Below are 22,450 nucleotides of genomic sequence, written 5' to 3'. Positions count from 1 at the left end.
ATGAGCATGCCGCAAGAGGAGAGCGGGCAGGAGCTGATCCGCAAGATTCAGTCCATGCCCTTCAAGCGGCAGCGCGCCGTGATCGCGCTGTTGCGCAAGCAGGGTGTCGACGTGTCCGCGCTGGATCTCATTCCTCGCCTGCCCCGGTCCGAGGACCAACTGCTGACGTTGTCCTTCGCCCAGCAGCGGCTGTGGTTCCTGGCCCAGCTCGAGGACACCAGCGCCCACTACAACGTCCCGATGGCGCTGCGGCTGCACGGGAAGCTCGACGGCGCCGCGCTGCGTCGTGCGCTGACAGAACTCGTGCTGCGGCACGAGGCGCTGCGTACCCGCTTCGAGGACCGCGACGGCGTCCCGCACCAGATCATCGACGACGGCGCCGACTTCACGGTGCGTGAGCGGGATCTCGACGACCCGGCGGCCGTCGTCCGGACCTGCCAGCAGGAGATGCTCACCCCCTTCGACCTGGCGCACGACACGCTGATCCGGGCGCTGCTGCTGCGGCAGAGCGAGACCGAGCACGTCCTGATGGTGACGATGCACCACATCGTGTCGGACGGCTGGTCGGTCGGCGTGTTCTTCCGCGAGGTCACCGAGCTGTACGAGGCGCACCGCCAGGAGCGTGAAGCCGCCCTGGAGGCGCTGCCCGTGCAGTACGCCGATTTCGCGCACTGGCAGCGTCAGTGGCTGGCCGGCGAGGTGCAGACGCGACAGATCGAGTACTGGAAGAAGCAGCTCGACGGCGTCGACCCGGGGCTGACCCTGCCGGCGGACCGGCCGCGCCCGGCAGTGCGCGACCACGAGGGCACCCGGGAGTTCTTCCGGTGCTCCCCGGAACTCCTCGGGCGGCTCCGGAAGCTCGGCGAGCAGCACGACGCCACTCTGTACATGACGCTGCTGGCCGCCTACTCCGTCGTACTGCACCGCTACACGCAGCAGACCGACATCGCCGTCGGCACCATCGTGGCCAACCGCAGCCGGGCCGAGGTGGAGGGGCTGATCGGCCTTTTCGCCAACACCCTGGTGATGCGTAACGACCTGTCCGGCGACCCGGCCTTCGCCGAACTGCTGGCCCGGGTGAAGCAGACCGCGCTGGAGGGCTACGACCACCAGGACGTGCCCTTCGAGGCCGTGGTGGAAGCGCTGCAGGCGGACCGCAGCCTCAGCCACTCGCCGGTGTTCCAGACGGTGCTCGTGCTTCAGGAGGAACAGGCGGAGCCGAAGCTCACCCTGGGCGGGCTGGAGGTGACCTCTGTCGAGGTCGACTTCAACATCAGCAAGTTCGACCTCACCCTGGACCTGCGGGAGACCCCGGACGGACTGGCCGGTGCCGTGGAGTACAGCACAGCGCTGTTCGACAGGGAGACCGTCCAGCGCTTCATACGTCACTTCACCACTCTCCTCGCCTCCATCGCCGAGGCGCCGCAGGAACGCATATCCCGGCTGGAGCTGGTGGACAGCGCCGAGCTCAGCCGCCGGGCGGAGGAGTGGAAGGCACTGGCCGGGGACGCGAAGTCGTCGGAGCGGTGCCTGCACGAGTGGTTCGAGGAGATGGTGCGTGCGGCGCCCGACGCCGTTGCGGTGCGGTGCGAGGACCGTTCGCTGACCTACGGGGAGCTGAACGCGCGGGCGAACCAGGTGGCCCGTTTCCTGCGGACCCGGGGCGTGGGCCGCGAGTCGCTGGTGGCGCTGTGCCTGCCGCGGAGCGAGTGGCTTGTGGTGTGCGCGCTGGCGGCGCTGAAGGCCGGTGGCGCGTACGTACCGCTGGACCCGGCGGCGCCGCCGGAGCGGCTGCACCATGTGCTGACGGACAGCGCCCCGAAGGTGGTGCTGGTGGATGGCGGCGTGCCCGAGGGCCTGGACGTCGGCCGGGCCGCAGTGGTGGACGTGCGCGACCGCTGGGACTGGCTGCCGGCCGACGATCTGGAGCCGGTGGATGGTGCCTTCCCGTCGAACCTGGCGTACGTGATTTACACGTCGGGGTCGACGGGTCTGCCCAAGGGCGTGATGGTCGAGCACCGCAACGTCTCCCGGCTGTTCACCACGACGCGGGAGTGGTTCGAGTTCGGTCCGGGGGATGTGTGGACGCTGTTCCACTCCTTCGCGTTCGACTTCTCTGTGTGGGAGATGTGGGGGGCGCTGCTGCACGGCGGCAGCCTGGTGGTGGTCCCCCAGGAGGTGACGCGCAGTCCGCGGGACTTCTACACGCTGCTGTGCGACGAAGGCGTCACCGTCCTGAACCAGACGCCGAGCGCCTTCGGCCAGCTGATCGCGGCGCAGGGCGAGGACGGCGCTCCGCACCGGCTGCGGACAGTGGTCTTCGGCGGTGAGGCGCTGGACACCGCGGCGTTGCGGCCCTGGTTCGCGCGGCCGGTCAACGCCGGGTCCGAGCTGGTGAACATGTACGGGATCACCGAGACGACGGTGCACGTCACCTACCGCGCGCTGACCGAGGCCGACACTGCTCGCGTGGTCAGCCCGATCGGCGGCCCGTTGCCGGACCTGAGCGTGTACGTCCTGGACGCGCACGGGAATCCCGTGCCGACCGGCGCTGTGGGCGAGATGTATGTGGGCGGCGCAGGTGTGGCGCGTGGGTATCTGAACCGGCCGGAGCTGACCGGGGAGCGCTTCCTGGACGATCCGTTCCGGGGCGTGCCGGGTGCCCGGATGTACCGCACAGGAGACCTGGGCCGCCTGCTGGCGGACGGTTCGCTGGAGTACTACGGACGCAACGACGACCAGGTCAAGATCCGGGGTCACCGCATCGAACTCGGCGAGATCTCCGTCCGTCTCGACGAGCACCCCGAGGTCCGCTCGTGCGCCGTCGTGGTCCGCGAGGACCGGCCCGGCAACCGGCAGCTCGTGGCCTACGTGGTACCCGCGGCCGGCCAGGCGCCCCCCGAGCTGCGTACCGAACTGGACCAGCTCGCGCGGCGTGTCCTGCCCGAGTACATGCTTCCCGGTGCCTATGTGTTCCTGCCGAGCCTGCCGCTGACCACCAACGGCAAGCTCGACCGCGCCGCGCTCCCCGCACCTGACATCGACGCCTACGCGGAGCGGGAGGAGCGGGCGTACGTCGCGCCCTCCACCAGCACGGAGCAGACGCTGGCGGCGGTGTGGGCGGAACTGCTCGGCTTCGAGCGCGAGCAGATCAGCGCGGACGACAACTTCTTCACGCTGGGCGGCCATTCGCTGCTCATCACCGTCCTGGTGGCCCGGCTGCAGGACGCCGGTCTGCACCTCACCGTGCGCGACACGTTCAGCGCCCCCACCCTGGCGGCTCTGGCGGCGCGCATCGACGAGAACACCGGCGCCGACGGGTCCGCCGCGTCGGGAGCGGCCGACGGGGGGAGCGCCGTCCGCTACACCGTGCCGCCGAACGTCATCCCCGAGGGATGTGACCGGCTCACACCCGAGCTGCTGCCCCTGGTCCGGCTCGGCCAGGAACACCTCGACGCCATCGCGGACCGCGTCCCCGGTGGCGCGTCCAACATCGCCGACATCTATCCGCTGGTTCCCTCGCAGGACGGCATCCTCTTCCACCACCTGATGGACCCGGAGAACGACCCCTACGTGATGTCCGCGGCGTTCACCGCGGAGGACGAGGCGGCGTGCACCGCGTTCACCGAAGCCCTTCAGGGCGTGATCGACCGGCACGACGTGATGCGTACGGCGGTGCTCACCGCGGGGCTGCCGGAGCCGGTGCAGGTGGTCTACCGCTCGGTTCGGCTGCCCGTCGAGCACATACGCCTCGCCGGGGACGAGAGTGCGGCAGGCGGGGAGGCCGAGGAGCAGGTCAAGGCACTGCTGCACAGCCCTCCTCCGCTGCTGCCGGACCGGGCGCCGATGATGCAGCTCCGTATCGCTCCGGAACCCGGCTCGCAGCGCCGGTTCCTGCTGGTGACCTTCCATCACCTCATCGAGGACGCCACCTCGCTGCGCCTGATCTTCGACGAACTGGCGACGCTCATGGCCGGGCGTGCCGACCTGCTCGCCCCGCCCGCGCCGTACCGCGACTTCGTCGCCCACACCCTGCACCAGTTGCGCACGGGCGACGCGGAGGAGTACTTCCGCACCGCTCTCGGCGATGTCACCGAGCCGACGGTGCCGTTCGGCCTGAGCGATGTGCACGGTGACGGGCGGCGCACGCACAAGCCGCGCCGTTCGCTGTCCGCCGACCTCACCGGGCGGCTGCGGGCCGAGGCCGGGCGGCTCGGTCTCAGCCCGGCGTGGCTCTTCCACGCCGCCTGCGCCCGTGTCGTGGCCGCCAGCAGCGGACGCGACGACGTGGTGTTCGGCACTGTGATGTCGGGCCGTCTGCAAGGGGTGCCCGGCGTGGAGCGGATGCTGGGCAACTTCATCAACACCCTCCCGCTGCGGGTGAAGCTGGCCGGCCGGACCGTCCGCGATCTCGTCGACGAGGTCGCCTCCGGGCTGCGCGAGCTGATCGCCCGCGAGCAGTCCTCGCTGAGTCTGGCCCAGCGGTGCAGCGGGCTGGACAGCGATACCCCGCTGTTCAGCGCCGCGATCAACTTCCGGCACTTCGAGCCGGGGCACGAAGAGGTCTCCGCTCCCTCTCTGGAGGCGCAGGGGATCGGTTGGCTGAGCGTGATGGACCGCACCAACTACCCCATGGGTATGTCGCTCGACGACATCGGCGACGAGCTGTCCCTGACCGTCCAGGTCGAGGACGCGGTGGAACCCGAGACGCTGCTGACGTACGTGGAGACCGCGCTCGACGGCATCGTCGAGGCACTCGCCGCCGATGACGGGCGCAGTACCCGGGCCCTCGACATCGACGTGCTGCCCCCGGCGGAGCGGCAGCGGCTGCTGGCCACAGCGCGGGGCGAGCGTCCCGCGTACCCGCAGGACTCCTGCCTTGCCGAGCTGTTCGAGGAGCAGGCGGCCCGGCGGCCCGACGCGGTCGCCGTACGGCACGGCGAGCGGCGACTGACCTACGCCCAGCTCAACGCCCGTGCGAACCAGGTGGCCCACCAGTTGCGCGGCGCAGGGGTCGGCCCCGACGTCCTCGTCGGACTGTGCGCCGACCGTACGCCTGAGCTGGTCGTCGGACTGCTGGGCATCCTCAAGGCGGGCGGAGCCTACGTCCCGATCGACCCCGACTATCCCGAACAGCGGATCCGCAGCCTCCTGGAGAGCTCCGGGGTGCGCGTGGTGCTGGGACAGTCCCGGCTGCCGGACGCGCTGTTCGCTCAGGTCGCCGGGGTGGCCGAGGTGCTGCACCTCGACACCGGCGAGCGCGCCGCCGACCGGGCACAGGTGCTGGAGAGCATGCCCGAGCACAACATCTCCCGCGTCGGCCTGGGCCTGACGCCGGACCACCTCGCCTATGCCATCTTCACGTCAGGCTCCACCGGTCGGCCCAAGGGCGTGCTGGTCGAGCAGCGTGGTGTGGTCCGGCTCGTGCGCAACCCCGACTACTTCGCCGCCGACGAGGACACGGTGGTGCTGCACCACTCCTCGATCTCCTTCGACGCCGGCTCCCAGGAGGTGCTCACCCCGCTGCTCTCCGGCGGCCTCCTGGTGCTGCACGACGGTGACTCCAAGGACCCCGCGCGGGTACTGGACAGCGTCGTACGCACCGGCGTGGACACCATGCTGCTGTCGGCCGCTTTCCTCCCGGCGTTCGTGGAATCCGCGGCCGGCCGTGAACTGCCGCTGCGCTGCCTGGCGGTGGTGGGCGACACCTTCTCGGCCCGGGACGTCCGCCGACTGTACGCGGCACAGCCCGGCCTGACCGTCGTCAACGGATACGGCCCCACCGAGAACAGCATCGCCTCCACCTACCACGAGATCCCGCGGGACATCGCCGAGGACGCCCGGGTGCCCATCGGCCGGCCCGTCCCGCACACCACCGCCTATGTGACCGATGAGCATCTGCGGCTCGTGCCCGACGGGGTGATCGGCGAGCTGTGCCTGGGCGGTGCCGGAGTGGCCCGCGGCTACCTCGACGACCCGGAGACGACGGCCGAGCGGTTCGTGCGCGACCCCTTCGGCGAGGGCCAGGGCGCCCGGCTGTACCGCACCGGCGACCTGGTGCGCAGGCTGCCCGACGGCACCTTGGAGTTCCGCGGCCGGGTGGACGACCAGGTCAAGGTGCGGGGCTTCCGGGTCGAACCCGGCGAGATCGAGACGGTGCTGCACGCCCACCCCTCGGTGCACAGCGCCGTGGTGGTGCCGCAGACATCGGGGGAGGTCCACGGCCTCAGCGCCTATGTGCGCCCCGCGGAGGAGTGGCTGGAGGCGGCTGCCCAGGAGCAGACCGCCGAGCATCTGAACCAGTGGGAGCGGCTCTTCGAGGACCAGTACTCACGCAGCGGGGACGACGAGGCCGTTCCAGATGACCTGAATCTGGCCGGCTGGGAGAGCAGTTACACGGGGGAGCCCGTCCCCGAGCCGGAGATGCGCGAGTGGATCGACGGCACCGTCGACAGCATCCGCCGGCTCCGGCCGAAGCGGCTGCTGGAGATCGGCTGTGGCACCGGGCTGCTCCTCTTCCGTTACGCGGAGAGCTGTGAGGCGGTGCACGGCATCGACATCTCTCCCTCAGCCCTGGACGACGTACGACGGGGTGCGGAGCGCCGCGGCTGGTCCCACGTCACGCTGCGGCAGGGCGATGCCCTGTCGGTGGCCGAGCTGGGCGCGGGCACGGACGAGGCAGCCTTCGACGTGGTCGTGCTCAACTCCGTGGCGCAGTACTTCCCCAGCCGCCACTATCTGGACGAGGTCATCGCGCGGATCCTGCCCCTGGTCGAGGAGGGCGGCCACATCCTGCTGGGCGACATCCGCAACCTCGACCTGTTCTCCGCTCACGTGTCCGCCATCGAGCGCAGCCGCTCCGGCGTTCCCAGCACGGCGGGTGCACTGAACGCGCAGGTGCAGCGCCGACGTCGGCAGGAGACCGAACTCCTGGTCAGCCCCACGTACTTCACACGGCTCCAGGAGCGCTTCGAGGAACTGGGCGCCGTCGACATCAGGGTCAAGCGGGGAGTCGGCGACAACGAGATGCTCGCCTACCGCTACGACGTGGTGCTGACCAAGGGCACCGCAGCGCCGGTGGCCGAACACCCCTGGCTGGAGGCCACCACTCCGGCCGAACTGCGTGCCCTGCTGGACGCCGGTGCTCCGGACCTGTTCGGCGTCACCGGGTTGACCAACCAGCGCGTCGCGGACGATGTGCGCGTCTGCACCTCGTTGACCCGCTGGGCACCGTCCCGCCAGGTGGAGCCGCTTCCTGGTGGCTCCCGGCTGTCCATGCGGGCACAGGAAGAGATCCGGGAACTGGAGGCGGTGCTGCGGCACGCCGAGGAGCTCGGGTACGAGGTGTCGGCAACCTGGTCGCAGGACCGGCTGGACGGCCTGGACCTGGTCCTGGGCCGGGGCGAGGCGCCCCGGGTGCGGGCGCGCTCCCCGTACCGGGCCCTGCGCCTCGCGAACGCGCCGCAGGTCGACCGACTGGGGTCGGCCCTGGTCCGGGAGCTGCGGGACCATCTGTCCGAGCGACTGCCGGACCACATGGTCCCCGGTGCCTTCGTGGTGCTGGAGGAGCTGCCGGTCACCTCGCAGGGCAAGGTCGACAAGCGGGCGCTGCCCGCGCCCGACGAGGAGGACGTGGCCAAGGAGGTGTACGTCGCACCCCGTACCGAGGCCCAGCGCACCCTGTGCCGGATCGTCGGCGCTGTCCTGGACCTCGACCGGGTCGGTCTCCAGGACAACTTCTTCAACCTGGGCGGCCACTCGTTGCTGGCCACGCGCCTCAACCTGCGGGTCAAGAAGGAGACGGGCATCGATCTGCCGCTCCAGCTCATTCTCACGGCCGCCACCATGGAAGAAATGGCCGGGGCTCTTGAGAAGGAGCTGGACACGCGGCCACGTGCGGAGCTTGTGCCTGCCGCACCCGCTGCCGAGGGCGCGGAGGCGCCGCTGTCCACCGCGCAGCAGGACCTGTGGTTCCTGCGTACGCCCGCCCACCTGGGTGCCGCGTACGACAACGTCCAGCTCGCGCTGCGGCTGCGGGGTCCGCTGGACCGTGACGCCTGCACCGGGGCCGTGCGCGCACTGGTGGAACGCCACGCGATCCTGCGTACGGGCTACGTGCGCCGCGAAGGGACCGTCGTCCAGCGTGTGAACGGCGCCGACGGCTTCGAAGTGCCTGTCCTGGAGGTCCCTGAGTCGGGGAGGGGCGACGAGGCCGCGCTCACCGAGTGGCTACGGGCGGAACGGCTGCGTCCGTTCGCGCCGGAGGACCGGCACCTGCTCCGGGCTCATCTGCTGGCCCTCGCGGAGGAGGAGCACGTCCTGGTCCTCACTCGGCCCTGGGGCGTCTTCGACGGCTGGTCGACGGGCATCGTGCTGCGGGAACTGCTGGTGGCCTACCGAGAGTTGCACTCCGGACGCGAGCCGGTCTTCGCGCCGCTGCCGCTCCAGTACGCCGATTTCGCCCGCTGGCAGAGCCGTACGGTGGACGCGGCGGAGCTCGACCGGCAGCGCGACTACTGGCGGGGGCAGCTCGCCGGGCTGCCCGGATGCCTGTCGCTCCGTACCGACTACCCGCGCTGTCCGATGAAGACCTACCAGGGCGCGGCGGTGGAGTTCTCCGTTCCGGCCGACCTGGTGGAGCGGTTGCGGAAGCTCAGCGCGGACCACGGCGCCTCGCTGTACATGACGATGCTGGCGGCCTACGCCGTACTGCTCAGCAGCCGCACCGACGACCGTGAGCTGGCGATCGGCTCCCCGGTGACCAACCGTCCGGCCGCCGAGCTGGACGAGCTCGTCGGGTACTTCGTGAACAGGCTCGTGATGCGCCTGGAGGTGACCCGGCAGCGGGCCTTCACCGAGCTGCTGGGCCAGGCCAGGGAGGTGGTGGCGGAGGCACAGGCACACAAGGATCTGCCCTTCGCCGATCTCGCCCGCACCCTGGTGCCGCAGCCCGATCCCGCCTGCTCCCCGGTGTTCCAGGTGATGTTCAACCTGGTGCCGGCCCTCTCGCCCGGCGGCGCGGGATCCGCGGGGGCACCCGACCCGGACGCGAAGGACGCAGGCGGTGTCGACGGCCTGGAGGCGGAGCCCGTGGCCAACGGCGCCGGTACGGCGAAGTTCGATCTGAGCCTGGCGCTGCACGAGACGGACTCCGGGCTGGACGGCCACCTGGAGTACAGCACCGATCTGTTCGCGAGGGGCACCGCTGACCGTCTGGCGCGCAGCTATGTGCGCCTGCTGGAGCGGATCGTTCAGCACCCGGACGCGGAGCTGGCCGGGCTGATCACCGACACCGTGGAGTCGGCGTGAGCCATCTCGTGGCCACGGTGCTCGGGGACGTGGCTCTCGTCGTGCTGGTGTCCTGGCTGTTCGGTGGCCTCGCCCGGCGCCTCGGGCAGCCCACCGTGATCGGCCAGATCCTCGCGGGCATCGCCCTGGGGCCGACCCTGCTGGGCCGGCTCCCGGGCGACCCGTCCGGATATCTGTTCCCCGATGAGGCGCGGCCGTTCCTGTCGGTGCTCTCCCAGATCGCGATCGTCCTGTTCATGTTCGTCGCGGGGTACGAGATCGACTTCCGCACCTTCCGGGCGGGCCGCACCGCCGTGAGCGTCGCGGTGGTGGGACTGCTGGTGCCGATGGCGCTGGCGGTCGGAGCCGTCTCGCTGGGCGGCGGGGTGTTCTCGGCAGTGGACCCGGGGCACGCGGACCAGCGTTCGTTCGTGTTGTTCGTGGCAGTGGCGGTCTCGATCACCGCGCTGCCGGTGCTGGCGGCCATCGTGCGGGAGCGCGGCGCGGCCGGTACCCCCGCGGGAACGGTGTCGATCGCGGCGGCCGGGTTCATGGATGTGGCGGCCTGGCTGGTGCTGGCGGCGGTGCTGAGCGACTCCGGGCAGGCGACCCGCTGGTCCTGGCCGGTCGCCCTGGCGCTGCTGGCGGCCTTCACCGCGTTCCTTCTCGGCGTGGCCCGGCCCGCGCTGCGCTGGTGGCTGGAGCGTCCGGCCACGCTGCTGAGCAACCCGGTGCCGGTGGCGCTCGTCCTCGCCCTGGGCAGCGCGTGGGTCACCGAGTCGCTCGGACTGCACGCCGTCTTCGGCGGGTTCCTCGCGGGGCTGGCCATGCCGCGGCGTGACGGCGCGCCGAACGCCGACATCCTGCGGCCGATGGAACAGACCTCGGACATGCTGCTGCCGCTGTTCTTCGTCACCACCGGGCTGTCCGTCGACATCGGCAACCTGGGCGCGGACGGCTTCGGCCTGCTGGGCCTGATCCTGCTGGTGGCGATCGCCGGGAAGGCCGTCCCCGCCTACGGGGCTGCCCGGCTGGGCGGTCTGGACGCCCGCCAGTCGGGGCTGGTCGCCGTCATGGTGAACACCCGGGGGCTCACCGAACTGATCGTGCTGGACGTCGGCCGGTCCGCCGGTCTCATCGGCCAGGACCTGTACGTCGTGCTCGTCCTCATGGCGCTGGTCACCACCTTCATGACGGGTCCGTTGCTCCAGCTGGTCGGCACGAACAGTGACGCGGGCCGGCGGCCGGAGGACCCCACGAAGCATTCCGAACCTTCCGAAACCACCTCTGCACAGACCGAACCGTCGATGCCGACGGCGATGAAACAGGAGACAGAATGAGCAAAACCGAAGCATTTGATGTCGTAGTCGTCGGCGGCGGTCCCGGTGGTTCGACGCTGGCCGCACTGGTGGCCAAGCAGGGGCACTCGGTCCTTCTCCTGGAGAAGGAGGTCTTTCCCCGCTACCAGATCGGGGAGTCCCTGCTGCCGTCCACCATCCACGGGATATGCCGGATGACCGGCGCCGCGGACGAACTCGCCAAGGCCGGTTTCCCGATCAAGAAGGGCGGCACGTTCCGCTGGGGCGCCAACCCGGAGCCGTGGCAGTTCTCCTTCTCGGTTTCTCCGAACATGGCGGGCCCGACCTCGACCGCGTACCAGGTCGAGCGGTCCAAGTTCGACAAGATCCTGCTGGACAACGCCCGCCGGGTCGGTGCCGTGGTGCGTGAGGGCTGCGCGGTCTCGGAGGTGCTGGAAGAGGGCGACCGGGTCACCGGCGTGCGGTACACCGACGAGAAGGGCGAGCAGCGGGAGGTGTCGGCCAGGTTCGTGGCGGATGCTTCCGGCAACAAGAGCCGGCTCAACCAGCGGGTCGGCGGCCGGAGGGAGTACTCGGACTTCTTCCGCAACCTGGCGCTGTTCGGCTACTTCGAGGGCGGCAAGCGGATGCCGGAGCCGAGCCGTAACAACATCCTGTGCGTGGCCTTCGACAGCGGCTGGTTCTGGTACATCCCGTTGAGCGACACCCTCACCAGCGTCGGGGCCGTGGTCCGCCGGGAGATGGCGGAGAAGGTGCAGGGCGACCCGGAGAAGGCCCTCCAGGCGCTGATCGACGAATGCCCGATGATTTCCGAGTACCTTGCTCCGGCCCGGCGGGTCACCGAGGGGCAGTACGGCGAGATCCGCGTCCGCAAGGACTACTCGTACCACCACACCGCCTTCTGGCGGCCGGGAATGATGCTCGTCGGCGACGCCGCATGCTTCGTCGACCCGGTCTTCTCCTCCGGAGTGCACCTGGCCACCTACAGCGCGCTGCTCGCTGCCCGGTCCATCAACAGCACGCTGGCCGGCGCGGTCGAGGAAGAGGCGGCCATGAAGGAGTTCGAGATGCGCTACCGCCGTGAGTACAGCGTGTTCTACGAATTCCTGATGTCCTTCTACGACATGCATCAGGTGGAGGGCTCCTACTTCTGGGAGGCCAAGAAGCTCACCAAGAACAGCCATTCCGAGATGGAGTCGTTCGTCGATCTGGTGGGCGGCGTCTCCTCGGGGGAGACGGCACTCCGCGACGGGGAAGCGCTGGCGCAGCGACTGAGCGCGCAGAACGAGGAGTTCGCCTCCGCCGTCGAGACCATCGCCGACGGCGACAACGACAACTGGGCCCCGTTGCTGGGTTCGTCCGTCGTGCGGGAGGCCATGACCGAGAGCTCCAAGGTGCAGATGCACGCCTCGCTGGGTGAGGACGCGGAAGAGGAGACATCGCTGTTCGAGGGGGGGCTGATCCCCTCGCCCGACGGGATGTCCTGGGTCCACGCCCCGGCAGGCTGAGGAACGGCCCGGGCCGAGGGCGCGTCCGCGGATCTTGGCCCGCCTCTCCGTTGTGCCGGTGAGGGGTGCCCCTGGCGGACGCTTGCGGGCTTCCCGCGCGTCGTGGCTGGTGGAGGCACCTCCCGGCCGGGGTCCCCCAGCTACCGCTGGGAGGTGCCCCCAGGGGGAGCAGTTCCCCGCGCCCCTTACGGAGCGCGTCCCCCATGCCGGGTACGCAAGATCCGCCGGACAAGCCCAAAGGCGGCCCGGCGAAGTAAGTACGTGTCCATGTCCGAAAAGGAGGTGCACCATGTCGAACAGCACGACAGCCGAGGTGATCCGCGAAGTCGACGAACTTCGCGAGGAAGTCAAGGGATCCCGCGACGCATTCCGTGACCAGGGCTTTCTGGACAAGCTGGCGCAGCGCATATCCGATGCGCCGAACCTGGGGCAGCAGCCCGCGGCCAAGGCACTGGTCGAGGATCTCCGGAACTTCTCGGCCGAGCCCCGCCTCGCAACCGTCAAGGCACATATCAGCGAAGAGCGCGACCACCACATATTCTCCCTCTTCGACGCCTCGTACTTCCCCTCCCTGTCGCTGGAGTACCTGACGTACGAGACACTGCCGACGAACCCGCATCTGGCCACCCGGTACGCCAGCAACACCATGCCGGTGAACATCACGGCCAGCTCGAAGGGGTTCACGTCGCGCGTCGTGGTGGCGCTCTTCCCGGAGAACCACATCGACGGCGTCCAGCAAGGCGACGACCTGATCTTCTACTTCATCAACAAGTTCGTCGAGCGGCACAACCGCATCACCCGGAAGATGATCGACGCGGTGATGGCCGAGGACAGCTTCCCTCACCTGAGGGGCGTCGATGACGTCACGGTCGAGCAGGCGTCCTCGTGGTGGGTGCGACTGCACGAATTCCACCACCGGCACGGGGACATGCCCATCCCGGATTTCCTCCCGTACAAGAAGCGGAAGCCGCTCGCCGGGCTGGAGGAGCTGCGCGTCGATGTCTCCGCGATGCTGGTATGCCTGAACGACCGGGAACTGCCGGCCCGCGAGGCGCAGCTGGCGTACGAGTACATCCTCTCCGAGCGGCTGCTCCGCTACGCGGTGGAGGGGATTCCGCGCCCCAACTATGACGCCGTCGCGTCGCAACTCCTCTTCAACTACCTGTCCCAGCACGGCGGAATCGAGCTGACCGGAGGATCGATCCGGCTGCACCCGGAGCTTCCCGCGGTCCTGGCGCAGTTCCTCGGTGAGATCGAGCGGATCGAGGAGCAGATCCACACCACGCCCGTCGAAGAGGTCCAGAAGAAGCTGCTGGAATTCACCAACCAGTACACGGACTACGACCCGGACGCGAAGGACTACCGCCACATCCCGTTCTTCGCCGAGATAAAGGAGCGGCTGGGCGTCTGACAGCCGGCAGGGGGTTGCCGGGGCGAAGGCGTGCTCGCCGCTGCTGGTGATGAATTAGGTCACAACTCACCTTTCATTGCTTTCAGTTGGGCACTTCCGATATGATCGACGTCGACTGCCAGGGGGGTCGTCGGGAGCCATGGGGAGGCTCCTCTGGGGGTCCGTGGCCGTGAAATTCGCGGCCCGGCACAACGGGGGCGTGGTGAAACACAGTGACTTTTTGCGGGCGTAGCGGTGATGCTCCCCGATCCTGACGGTGCAATACCGTTGTTGTTCTTTCCCCGGAAGGTCCTGGAATTTCCCGTGACCTGTCCCGGGTGACAACCCTTTTCCGTTACACGAATCCGTTTACGCGAAGGCAAGGAACAACCCTTCACCGGCCTGGTCCGGGATTCGGCGGCGCGGCTGCCGGGGCCCGTGCCGCACGGGGACGGTGCGCGTGCGTCCAGGGACGATCCCGGGGGACGCCGGCACCGGCCCGGACCGGGCGTGTACGCGCGAGTGCGCATGAGGAGCCACGTGCGACAGGAGCATCCGGAGCGGAAGCACCGGGACACGAACACGTCATGCCCACCGGCCGACAGCGCGATCGCCGTCGTCGGCATGTCCTGCCGCGTTCCCGGGGCCGACGACATCGACGCCTTCTGGCGGCTGCTGCGTGACGGCGTCGACGCGATCGACGACGTCCCCGAGGGGCGGTGGGACCTCGGCGGTGTTCCGGAGGACCTCGGTCCGGCAGGGCTGAGGCGCGGTGGATTCCTCGACGGGATCGCTGACTTCGACCCCGGGTTCTTCGGTATCTCGCCCCGCGAGGCCGCGGCGATGGACCCGCGGCAGCGGCTTGCCCTGGAGCTGAGCTGGATTGCGCTGGAGCACGCCGACGTGGTGCCGGAGACCCTGCGCGGCGGCTCCGCCGCGGTGTTCCTCGGCGCCACCGGTGACGACTACGCCGCGCTCGTCCACCGGTACGGCGGCGACGCCGTGTCCCACCACTCGCTGGCCGGACTGAGCCGGGGCGTGATCGCCAACCGGATCTCGTACCACCTCGGCCTGCGGGGGCCGAGCCTCACCGTCGACGCGGCGCAGTCCTCTTCGCTGGTCGCCGTGCACATGGCGTGCGAGAGCCTGCTGTCCGGCGCCACCGGGCTGGCGCTGGCTGGTGGTGTCCATCTGAATCTGACGCCTGACAGCACGCTCGCCTTCGCCCGGGCCGGTGCCCTGTCGCCGGACGGCCGCTGTTACACCTTCGACGCGCGCGCCAACGGCACCGTCCGCGGCGAGGGCGGGGGCATCGTCGTCCTCAAGCGCCTGGCCGACGCGGTCGCCGACGGCGACCTGGTGCACTGTGTCCTGCTCGGCAGCGCGGTGAACAACGACGGTGGCGGCGGGGGCCTCACCGTCCCCGACGGCGACGCGCAGCGGGAGTTGCTGCGTGACGCCTGCGCCCGTGCCGAGGTGGAGCCGGGGCAGGTGCGGTACGTCGAGCTGCACGGCACCGGCACCAAGGCGGGGGACCCCGTCGAGGCGGAAGCACTCGGCTCGGTGCTCGGCCAGGGACGGCCGGACGGGCAGCCCCTGGCCGTCGGTTCGGTGAAGACCAACATCGGGCACCTCGACGGTGCCGCAGGCGTCGTCGGACTGATCAAGGTCGCGCTGTCCCTCGGACACGGCATCCTCCCGGCGAGCCTGAACTACGCCGAGCCCAACCCGGCGATCCCGATGGAGCGGCTGAAGCTCCGGGTGAACGACACCACCGGCTCCTGGCCCGAGGGCCCCCGGCTCGCAGGCGTCAGCTCCTTCGGACTGGGCGGCACCAACTGCCACGTGGTGGTTGCGGATGCCCCTGCCGTGCCGGAGGAGGAGACGCCCGCCGCGTCCGCCGTACCCGGCGACACCAGGGACGGCTCGTCAGCGCCGGTCCCGGTGCCCGTGGTGGTGTCGGGCAGGACCGAGGCGGCGCTGCGGGCCCAGGCGGGCCGACTGCTGGAGCGGGTGGAAGCCGACAGTGAACTGCGCCCGAAGGACGTGGGATATGCGACCGTGACGACGCGCTCGGCGCTGGAGCACCGCGGTGTCGTCGTCGCCACGGATCGCGCCGAACTCCGCGCGGGGCTGGCCGCATTGGCGGCGGGCGAACCGTCGCCGCACGTGGTGGAGGGCGTGACGGGCCCCGCCTCGGGCGTGGTGTGGATGTTCCCAGGGCAGGGCCCGCAGTGGGCCGGGATGGCGCGGGAACTGTGGGAGGCCTCGGCGGTGTTCGCCGCCCGGATGGACGAGTGCGCCCGGCTGCTGGACGGCTTGGTCGACTGGTCGTTGCGGGAAGTGCTCGACGACGAGGCCGCGTTGCGGCGTATGGATGTGATGCAGCCCGCGCTGTTCGCGGTGCAGGTGTCGCTGGCTGAGGTGTGGCGCTCCGTGGGGCTGTTGCCGTCCGCCGTGGTGGGCCACTCCCAGGGGGAGATCACCGCTGCCTGTGCGGCGGGGATCGTGTCTCTCGAGGATGCCGTGCGGCTGATGGTCGAGCGCAGCCGGGTCATCGTTGCCCGGCTGTCGGGGCGTGGAGCGATGGCCCAGCTTGCGATGCCCGTCGAGGATGTCGACCGGACCCGCGTCACGATCGGCGCCGTGAACGGCCCGAACGCGGTCGTCGTGTCGGGCCCGGTCGACGTCGTGCGGGAGATGGTGGCCGAGTGCGAGGCCAGGGGCGTGCGCGCCCGGATGGTCCCGATCGACTACGCCTCGCACTCCCCGCAGGTCGAGGAGATCCGCGACGACGTTCTGCGGGCCGCGGGCCACGTCGCCGCCCGGGACACCGATATCGCGTTCCACTCCACGGTCACCGGCAGCCGGCTGACCGCGGAGGCGCTGGACGCCGAGTACTGGTACCGGAACCTGCGGGAGCGGGTGCGGCTGGAGGAGACGGTCCGGGCGCTGTCCGCGGACGGTCACGGGGTGTTCGTGGAGGCCAGTCCGCACCCGGTGCTGACCATGGCTGTCCAGGACACGGTGAGCAGCATCCCGGGCGCGGTGGTGCAAGGTACCCTGCGCCGCGGCGAGGGCGGCATGCGGCGGTTGCTGCTGTCCATGGCCGAGCTGTACGTCCAGGGCGTAGCGGTGGACTGGCGGCCCACCTTCGTGGGCATGGGCGCCCGGACCGTGGCACTGCCCACCTACGCCTTCCAGCGACAGCCCCATTGGATCGCCGGGGCGGGCGCGGCCGGGCCCGTACCGCTGGAGCAGTCACCGGCACCGCAGCCACCGGCGCACCTGGCACCGCAGTCACCTGCGCAAACGGCACCGGCTCCGGCTGCCGAAGCCCTCGCCGAGCCGTCCGGCCCGGGGGAGCCGGAACTGTGGACCCTGATCCGCTCACAGACGGCCGCCGTCCTCGGGCACGTCGACCCGGGCGCGGTCCAGGCGGATCGCTCGTTCAAGGAACTCGGCTCCGACTCCGTCACGGCGGTGGAGATCAGCAGGCGGCTGAGCCGCGCCACCGGCCTGCGGCTGCCGACCACGCTGCTCTTCGACCACCCCACCCCCGCCGCCCTCGTGCGGCACCTCCACGACGCGTTGTCGGGGCACCGCCAGGACCGGCACCGGGCCGCCGGACACGCCGCCTCGGACGACGACGCCATCGCGATCGTCGGCATGAGCTGCCGGCTGCCGGGCGGCGTGTCGTCACCCGAGGAGCTGTGGCAGCTCGTCGCCGAGGGCGGGGACGCGATCTCGGCGTTCCCCGAGGACCGCGGCTGGAGCCTGGAGTCGGCGGACACGGGGCACGTCCGTACGGGAGGCTTCCTGGCGAACGCGCTGGATTTCGATGCCGACTTCTTCCGGGTCAGCCCGCGCGAGGCGCGGGCGATGGACCCGCAGCAGCGGCAGTTGCTGGAAGTGTCGTGGGAGGCGCTGGAGCGGGCCGGGATCGACCCCGCGTCCCTGCGCGGGAGCCGTACGGCCGTCTTCGCCGGAGTCTCGGACCAGGACTATGTGCCCCGGCTGCACGAGACGTCCGACAGCTTCGGTGGCCACGCCCTGACCGGCGGAGCTCCCAGTGTGGCGTCCGGCCGTGTCGCCTACACCTTCGGTTTCGAGGGGCCGGCCGTGTCGGTGGACACCGCGTGTTCGTCGTCGCTGGTGTCGCTGCATCTGGCGGCGCAGTCGCTGCGGTCGGGGGAGTGCTCGCTGGCGCTGGCGGGCGGTGTGGCGGTGATGTCCACACCCGGAATGTTCGTGGAGTTCTCGCGGCAGGGCGGGTTGTCGCCCGACGGGCGGTGCAAGGCGTTCTCGGACGCGGCCGACGGCACGGGCTGGTCCGAGGGCGTGGGCATGCTGGTCCTGGAGCGGCTGTCGGACGCACAGGCGAACGGACACCGGGTGCTGGCCGTACTGCGCGGTTCCGCCATCAACCAGGACGGCGCCTCCAACGGGCTGAGCGCCCCGAACGGCCCGTCACAGCAGTCGGTCATCCGCGACGCGTTGGCCAGTGCCGGCCTGAGCCCTGCGGACGTCGACGCGGTGGAGGCGCACGGCACGGGCACCGCGCTCGGTGACCCCATCGAGGCGCAGGCGCTGCTGGCCACGTACGGGCAGGAGCGCGACCGGCCGCTGTGGCTGGGGTCGGTGAAGTCCAACATCGGCCACACACAAGCGGCGGCGGGCGTGACCGGCGTGATCAAGATGGTGATGGCCCTGCGGCACGGTGTGCTGCCGCGGACGCTGCACGTCCAGCAGCCGTCGCGCCATGTGGACTGGTCGGCGGGCGCGGTGGAGCTGCTGACCGAGCAGCGGCCGTGGCCTCGGGCCGAACGCCCGCGCCGGGCCGGGGTGTCCTCGTTCGGGATCAGCGGCACCAACGCGCACGTCGTCCTCGAGCAGCCGCCCTTGAACGCCGAGCAGGAAGGGACCGGGGATCCGGCCGTTCCGCTCCCCGTACCGGTGGTGCTGTCGGGCAAGTCCGAGGCGGCGCTGCGGGGCCAGGCGGACCGGCTGCGCCGATACGTGGGTCACGTGGAACACGCAGCATCGGATGTGGAGCTGCGCCCGGCGGATATCGGCTGGTCGACGGCGGTGTCGCGGGCCGAGCTGGAGCACCGCGCCGTCGTCGTGGCCGCGGGTCGGGAAGCGCTGATGGCCGGGCTGGACGCGTTGGTGCAGGGTGCGGAAGCCCCGGGCACCGTCCAGGGAGCGGCCCGGCGGACCGGTCACCCGGTGGTGTTCGTCTTTCCCGGGCAGGGCTCGCAGTGGACAGGCATGGCCGTGGAACTGCTGGACGCCTCACCGGTTTTCGCCGAGCGCTTCCACGAGTGCGCCGAGGCACTGGCGCAGTTCACGGACTGGGAACTGGAAAGTGTGCTGCGGCAGGTGCCGGGCGAGCCGACGCTGGAGCGGGTGGACGTGGTGCAGCCCGCGTCCTGGGCGGTGATGGTGTCGCTGGCGGCGCTGTGGCACTCGTACGGCGTCGAGCCGTCGGCCGTGGTGGGGCACTCGCAGGGCGAGATCGCCGCCGCCTGTGTGGCCGGGGCGCTGTCCCTGGAGGACGCGGCGCGGGTCGTCGCGCTGCGTTCGCAGGCGGTCGCGAAGGGGCTGGCCGGGTTCGGCGGGATGATGTCCGTGGCCCTGCCTCTGGCGGAGGTGGAGTCCCGGCTGGAGGAGTGGGAGGGCCGCCTCTGGGTGGCGGCGCTGAACGGTCCGACCTCCACGGTGGTCGCCGGTGAGCCGCAGGCGCTGGATGAACTGCTCTCCGTCTGCGAGGCGGACGGGGTCCGGGCGCGCAAGGTCCCGGTTGACTACGCCTCCCACACCCCTCATGTGGAGCGGATCGAGGACGAACTGGCGCGGGTGCTGGCCGACGTGCGTCCCCGGCCCGCTCAGGTGCCGTTCTTCTCGACCGTCGAACAGGACTGGCTGGGCGAGGGACTGGTGGACGCGGGCTACTGGTATCGGAATCTGCGGCGGACGGTGCACTTCCAGTCGGCTGTGGAGGCACTGGCCGAGCAGGGCTACGGCACCTTCATCGAGGTCAGTTCCCACCCGGTGCTCTCCATGAGTGTCCAGGAGAGCCTGGAGGGCCGCGTGGGAGAGGCCGCGGCTTCGATGGTCTCGGGGTCGCTGCGGCGTGACGAGGGGGGCCTTGACCGGTTCCTCACCTCGGTGGCGCAGGTGTGGACGCGCGGGGTCGCGGTGGACTGGGGCCGCGCTTTCGACGGTGCCGGTGCGTCCCTCGTCGAGTTGCCGACCTACGCCTTCCAGCATCAGCGTTACTGGCTGGACGCCACGGCCGACAAGCCGTTGCTGGGGGACGCCGTGGAACTCGCGAACGGCGGCGGCACCGTCCTCACGGAACGGCTGTCGCTGCGCGCGCGGCCATGGCTGGCCGACCACCGCGTGCTCGGTCAGGTCGTGGTGCCGGGGACCGCATTGCTGGAGATGGCCCTGCGCGTCGGCAGCGCGGTGGACGAGCTGACCCTGCACACGCCGCTGGTGGTGCCGGAACGGGACGAGGTCGAGGTGCAGCTGACGGCGGCACCCCCGGACGACACGGGCCACCGCGCCGTCCGCATTCACGGCCGCGTCCCCGGCGGCGCCGACGAGGAATGGCAGCTCCACGCCACCGGAGTGGTGAGCGCGGACGGGCCCGAGGGCACGGGCGTCGTGCTGACCGAGTGGCCGCCCGCCAAAGCGGTGCCGATGGACCGTACGGGCTGGTACGACGAGCTTGCAGCGCGCGGCCTGGAGTACGGGCCCACCTTCCGGAACCTGCGGCAGGTGTGGCGGCACGGCGACGACCTCCTCGTCGACATCGCGCTGCGCGACGACGCGGGGCCGTTCAAGGTCCACCCGGCGCTGGTGGACGCCGCGCTCCATCCACTGGTGCTGGAGGCGGGCTCCGGTTCCGCTCCCATGGTGCCGTTCTCGTGGTCCGGGGTGCGGCTGGCGCGGGCGGGCGCGTCCCAGCTACGGGTCCGGATCAGCCCGGCCGGCGCGGACCGGGCATCGCTGACCGTGACCGACGGCAGCGGGGTCGGGGTGCTCTCCGTCGACTCCCTCACCCTGCGGCCGCTGGACGCCCGGCGGGTCGACCCCAAGCTCTTCCAGGTGGACTGGCGCGAGGTCACCGTCCCAGGCGAGCCCGTCCGGCCGGACGCCCCGACCGCCGTACTGCCGGTCATGCCGGTCACGCCTAGTGCGGAGGATGTGCCCGAGGCCGTCCACAAGACCGTCGAGTCCGTGCTGTTGGATGTCCAGAACCGGCTGGAGCAGGACCCTGACGGCTCGTCCCGGCTGGTGGTCGTCACCCGGCGGGCAGTGGCCGTGCAGCCGGACGCCGACATCGACCTCGCCGCCGCCACCGTGTGGGGCCTGCTGCGGTCGGCCCAGACCGAACACCCCGGCCGGATCGTGCTGGTGGACTCCCACGGTGCCGACGAGCCGACGGCCGACGAGCTGGGCCGCGCCCTGGCGACCGGCGAGCCGCAGGTCGCCCTGGACTCGGGCCGGATCCTCGTTCCCCGGCTCGCCCGCGGCTCGGTCCCGGCACCCGACGCCGACCGGCCGCTTCTCGACCCCGAGGGCACCGTTCTGATCACCGGCGGCACCGGGGGACTTGGCGCCACGACGGCGCGGCACCTGGTGGCCCGGCACGGAGTACGCCACCTGCTGCTGGTCAGTCGCAGCGGTACGGCCGCCGACGGTGCGGACGACCTCGTGGCGGAGTTGACCGCGGCGGGCGCATCCGTCTCGGTGGCCGCCTGCGACGTGGCCGACCGGGACGCGCTGGCCGACGTCCTCGCGTCCGTGCCCGCCTCGGCGCCGCTGCGCGCCGTGGTGCACGCGGCGGGGACCCTGCAGGACGGCGCGGTGCTCTCGCTGACGCCGGAGCGGCTGCACGCCGTGTTGTCGGCGAAGGTGGACGCGGCCTGGCAGCTGCACGAACTGACCCGTGACGTCGAGCTGTCGGCGTTTGTGCTGTTCTCCTCCGTCTCGGCCACGGTCGGCCTGCCCGGGCAGGCCAACTACGCGGCCGGCAACGCGTTCCTCGACGCGCTGGCGCAGCACCGGCGTGCCCAGGCGCTGCCCGCGGTCTCACTGGGCTGGGGCCTGTGGGAGCAGAGCACCGGTCTGACCGGCCGCCTGGCCGACACCGACAGGGAGCGGATGGCGCGCATGGGGCTGCGTCCGCTGCCCACGGTCGGGGGGCTGGCCCTGCTCGACCTCGGGCTCGGCGCGGATCGGGCGCACCTGGTGCCCGCCTGGCTCGACATGTCCGGGCTCCCCGACACCGGGCAGCCCGCGATGCTCCGCGGTCTTGCCCCGGCCCCGGCCCCCCGCGGCAGGGCACAGGAGGGCGCACAGCCGCTGCGCGACAAGCTGCTGACGATGTCCGACCACGACCGCGAGCTGACGGTGCGCCGGATGGTGCAGTCGGAGATCGCGGCCGTACTGGGCCGCTCCGGCCCTGCCGACGTGACCCCCGACCGAGGCTTCACCGACCTGGGCCTCGACTCCCTGACCGCGCTGGAACTGCGCAACCGGCTCAGCACCCTCACCGGGCTCACGCTGACCGCCACCGTGACGTTCGACCACCCCAGCCCCACCGCCCTGGCGCGGCACCTGCTGAAGGGGCTCGCCCCGGAGCCGTCGGACGCGGAACAACCGGCGACGGAGCAGCCGGCAGCGGAGCAGCCGGCAGTGGAGCGGCCACTTCTCGCCGAGCTGGACCGGCTGGAGGAGAGCGTGACCGCCGTCGCCGACGACGACCTGCGATCGGCCGTCACCACCCGACTGTGGGAGCTGCTGGCGACGCTGAGCCCCGAGGAGGAGGCGGCGGAGCCGGCCCGAGACCACGAGGTCGCCGCGGCGAGCGCGGACGAGCTCTTTGCCCTGATCGACGATGAGCTGGGAAGGCCCTGACATGAGCGACGAGA

Annotated in this window: 5 protein-coding genes; all 5 read left to right on the top strand. The window is 71.0% G+C overall.

The genetic code is table 11. From position 1 onward, the window contains the following. Nucleotides 1-6: 6 nt before the first annotated feature. The 5 genes from ACTWQF_RS23045 (at nucleotide 7) to ACTWQF_RS23025 (ending at nucleotide 22,436) form a co-directional block, all read left to right on the top strand. Complete coding sequence (locus tag ACTWQF_RS23045; RefSeq protein WP_443281547.1) at nucleotides 7-9,309, top strand: amino acid adenylation domain-containing protein; 9,303 nt, start codon at nucleotides 7-9, stop codon at nucleotides 9,307-9,309. Continuing rightward, nucleotides 9,306-10,628 carry a cation:proton antiporter gene (locus ACTWQF_RS23040; RefSeq protein ID WP_443281522.1) on the top strand — a complete coding sequence of 441 codons (1,323 nt, stop codon included), beginning with the start codon at nucleotides 9,306-9,308 and terminating at the stop codon, nucleotides 10,626-10,628. The genes ACTWQF_RS23045 and ACTWQF_RS23040 overlap by 4 nt, the downstream gene beginning before the upstream one ends. After that, nucleotides 10,625-12,115 carry a tryptophan 7-halogenase gene (locus ACTWQF_RS23035; RefSeq protein ID WP_443281521.1) on the top strand — a complete coding sequence of 497 codons (1,491 nt, stop codon included), beginning with the start codon at nucleotides 10,625-10,627 and terminating at the stop codon, nucleotides 12,113-12,115. Before ACTWQF_RS23040 ends, ACTWQF_RS23035 begins: the two co-directional genes overlap by 4 nt. Nucleotides 12,116-12,404: 289 nt before the next feature. Next, nucleotides 12,405-13,526, top strand: coding sequence for a DUF6421 family protein (locus ACTWQF_RS23030; protein ID WP_443281520.1), 1,122 nt, complete (start codon nucleotides 12,405-12,407; stop codon nucleotides 13,524-13,526). A gap of 603 nt (nucleotides 13,527-14,129) precedes the next feature. Then, nucleotides 14,130-22,436 carry an SDR family NAD(P)-dependent oxidoreductase gene (locus ACTWQF_RS23025; RefSeq protein WP_443281546.1) on the top strand — a complete coding sequence of 2,769 codons (8,307 nt, stop codon included), beginning with the start codon at nucleotides 14,130-14,132 and terminating at the stop codon, nucleotides 22,434-22,436. Nucleotides 22,437-22,450 lie beyond the last annotated feature (14 nt).

It is taken from the genome of Streptomyces sp. 8N114, assembly GCF_052245835.1.
GTDB lineage: Bacteria > Actinomycetota > Actinomycetes > Streptomycetales > Streptomycetaceae > Streptomyces.
Note: the sequence above shows the minus strand (reverse complement) of the source record. Positions and strands in the feature narration are given on the sequence as shown.

Coding starts and splice junctions, on each gene's coding strand:
- ACTWQF_RS23045 (WP_443281547.1), top strand. CDS start 7: ATGCCGCAAGAGGAGAGCGGGCAGGAGCTGATCCGCAAGATTCAGTCC.
- ACTWQF_RS23035 (WP_443281521.1), top strand. CDS start 10,625: ATGAGCAAAACCGAAGCATTTGATGTCGTAGTCGTCGGCGGCGGTCCC.
- ACTWQF_RS23030 (WP_443281520.1), top strand. CDS start 12,405: ATGTCGAACAGCACGACAGCCGAGGTGATCCGCGAAGTCGACGAACTT.
- ACTWQF_RS23025 (WP_443281546.1), top strand. CDS start 14,130: ATGTCCTGCCGCGTTCCCGGGGCCGACGACATCGACGCCTTCTGGCGG.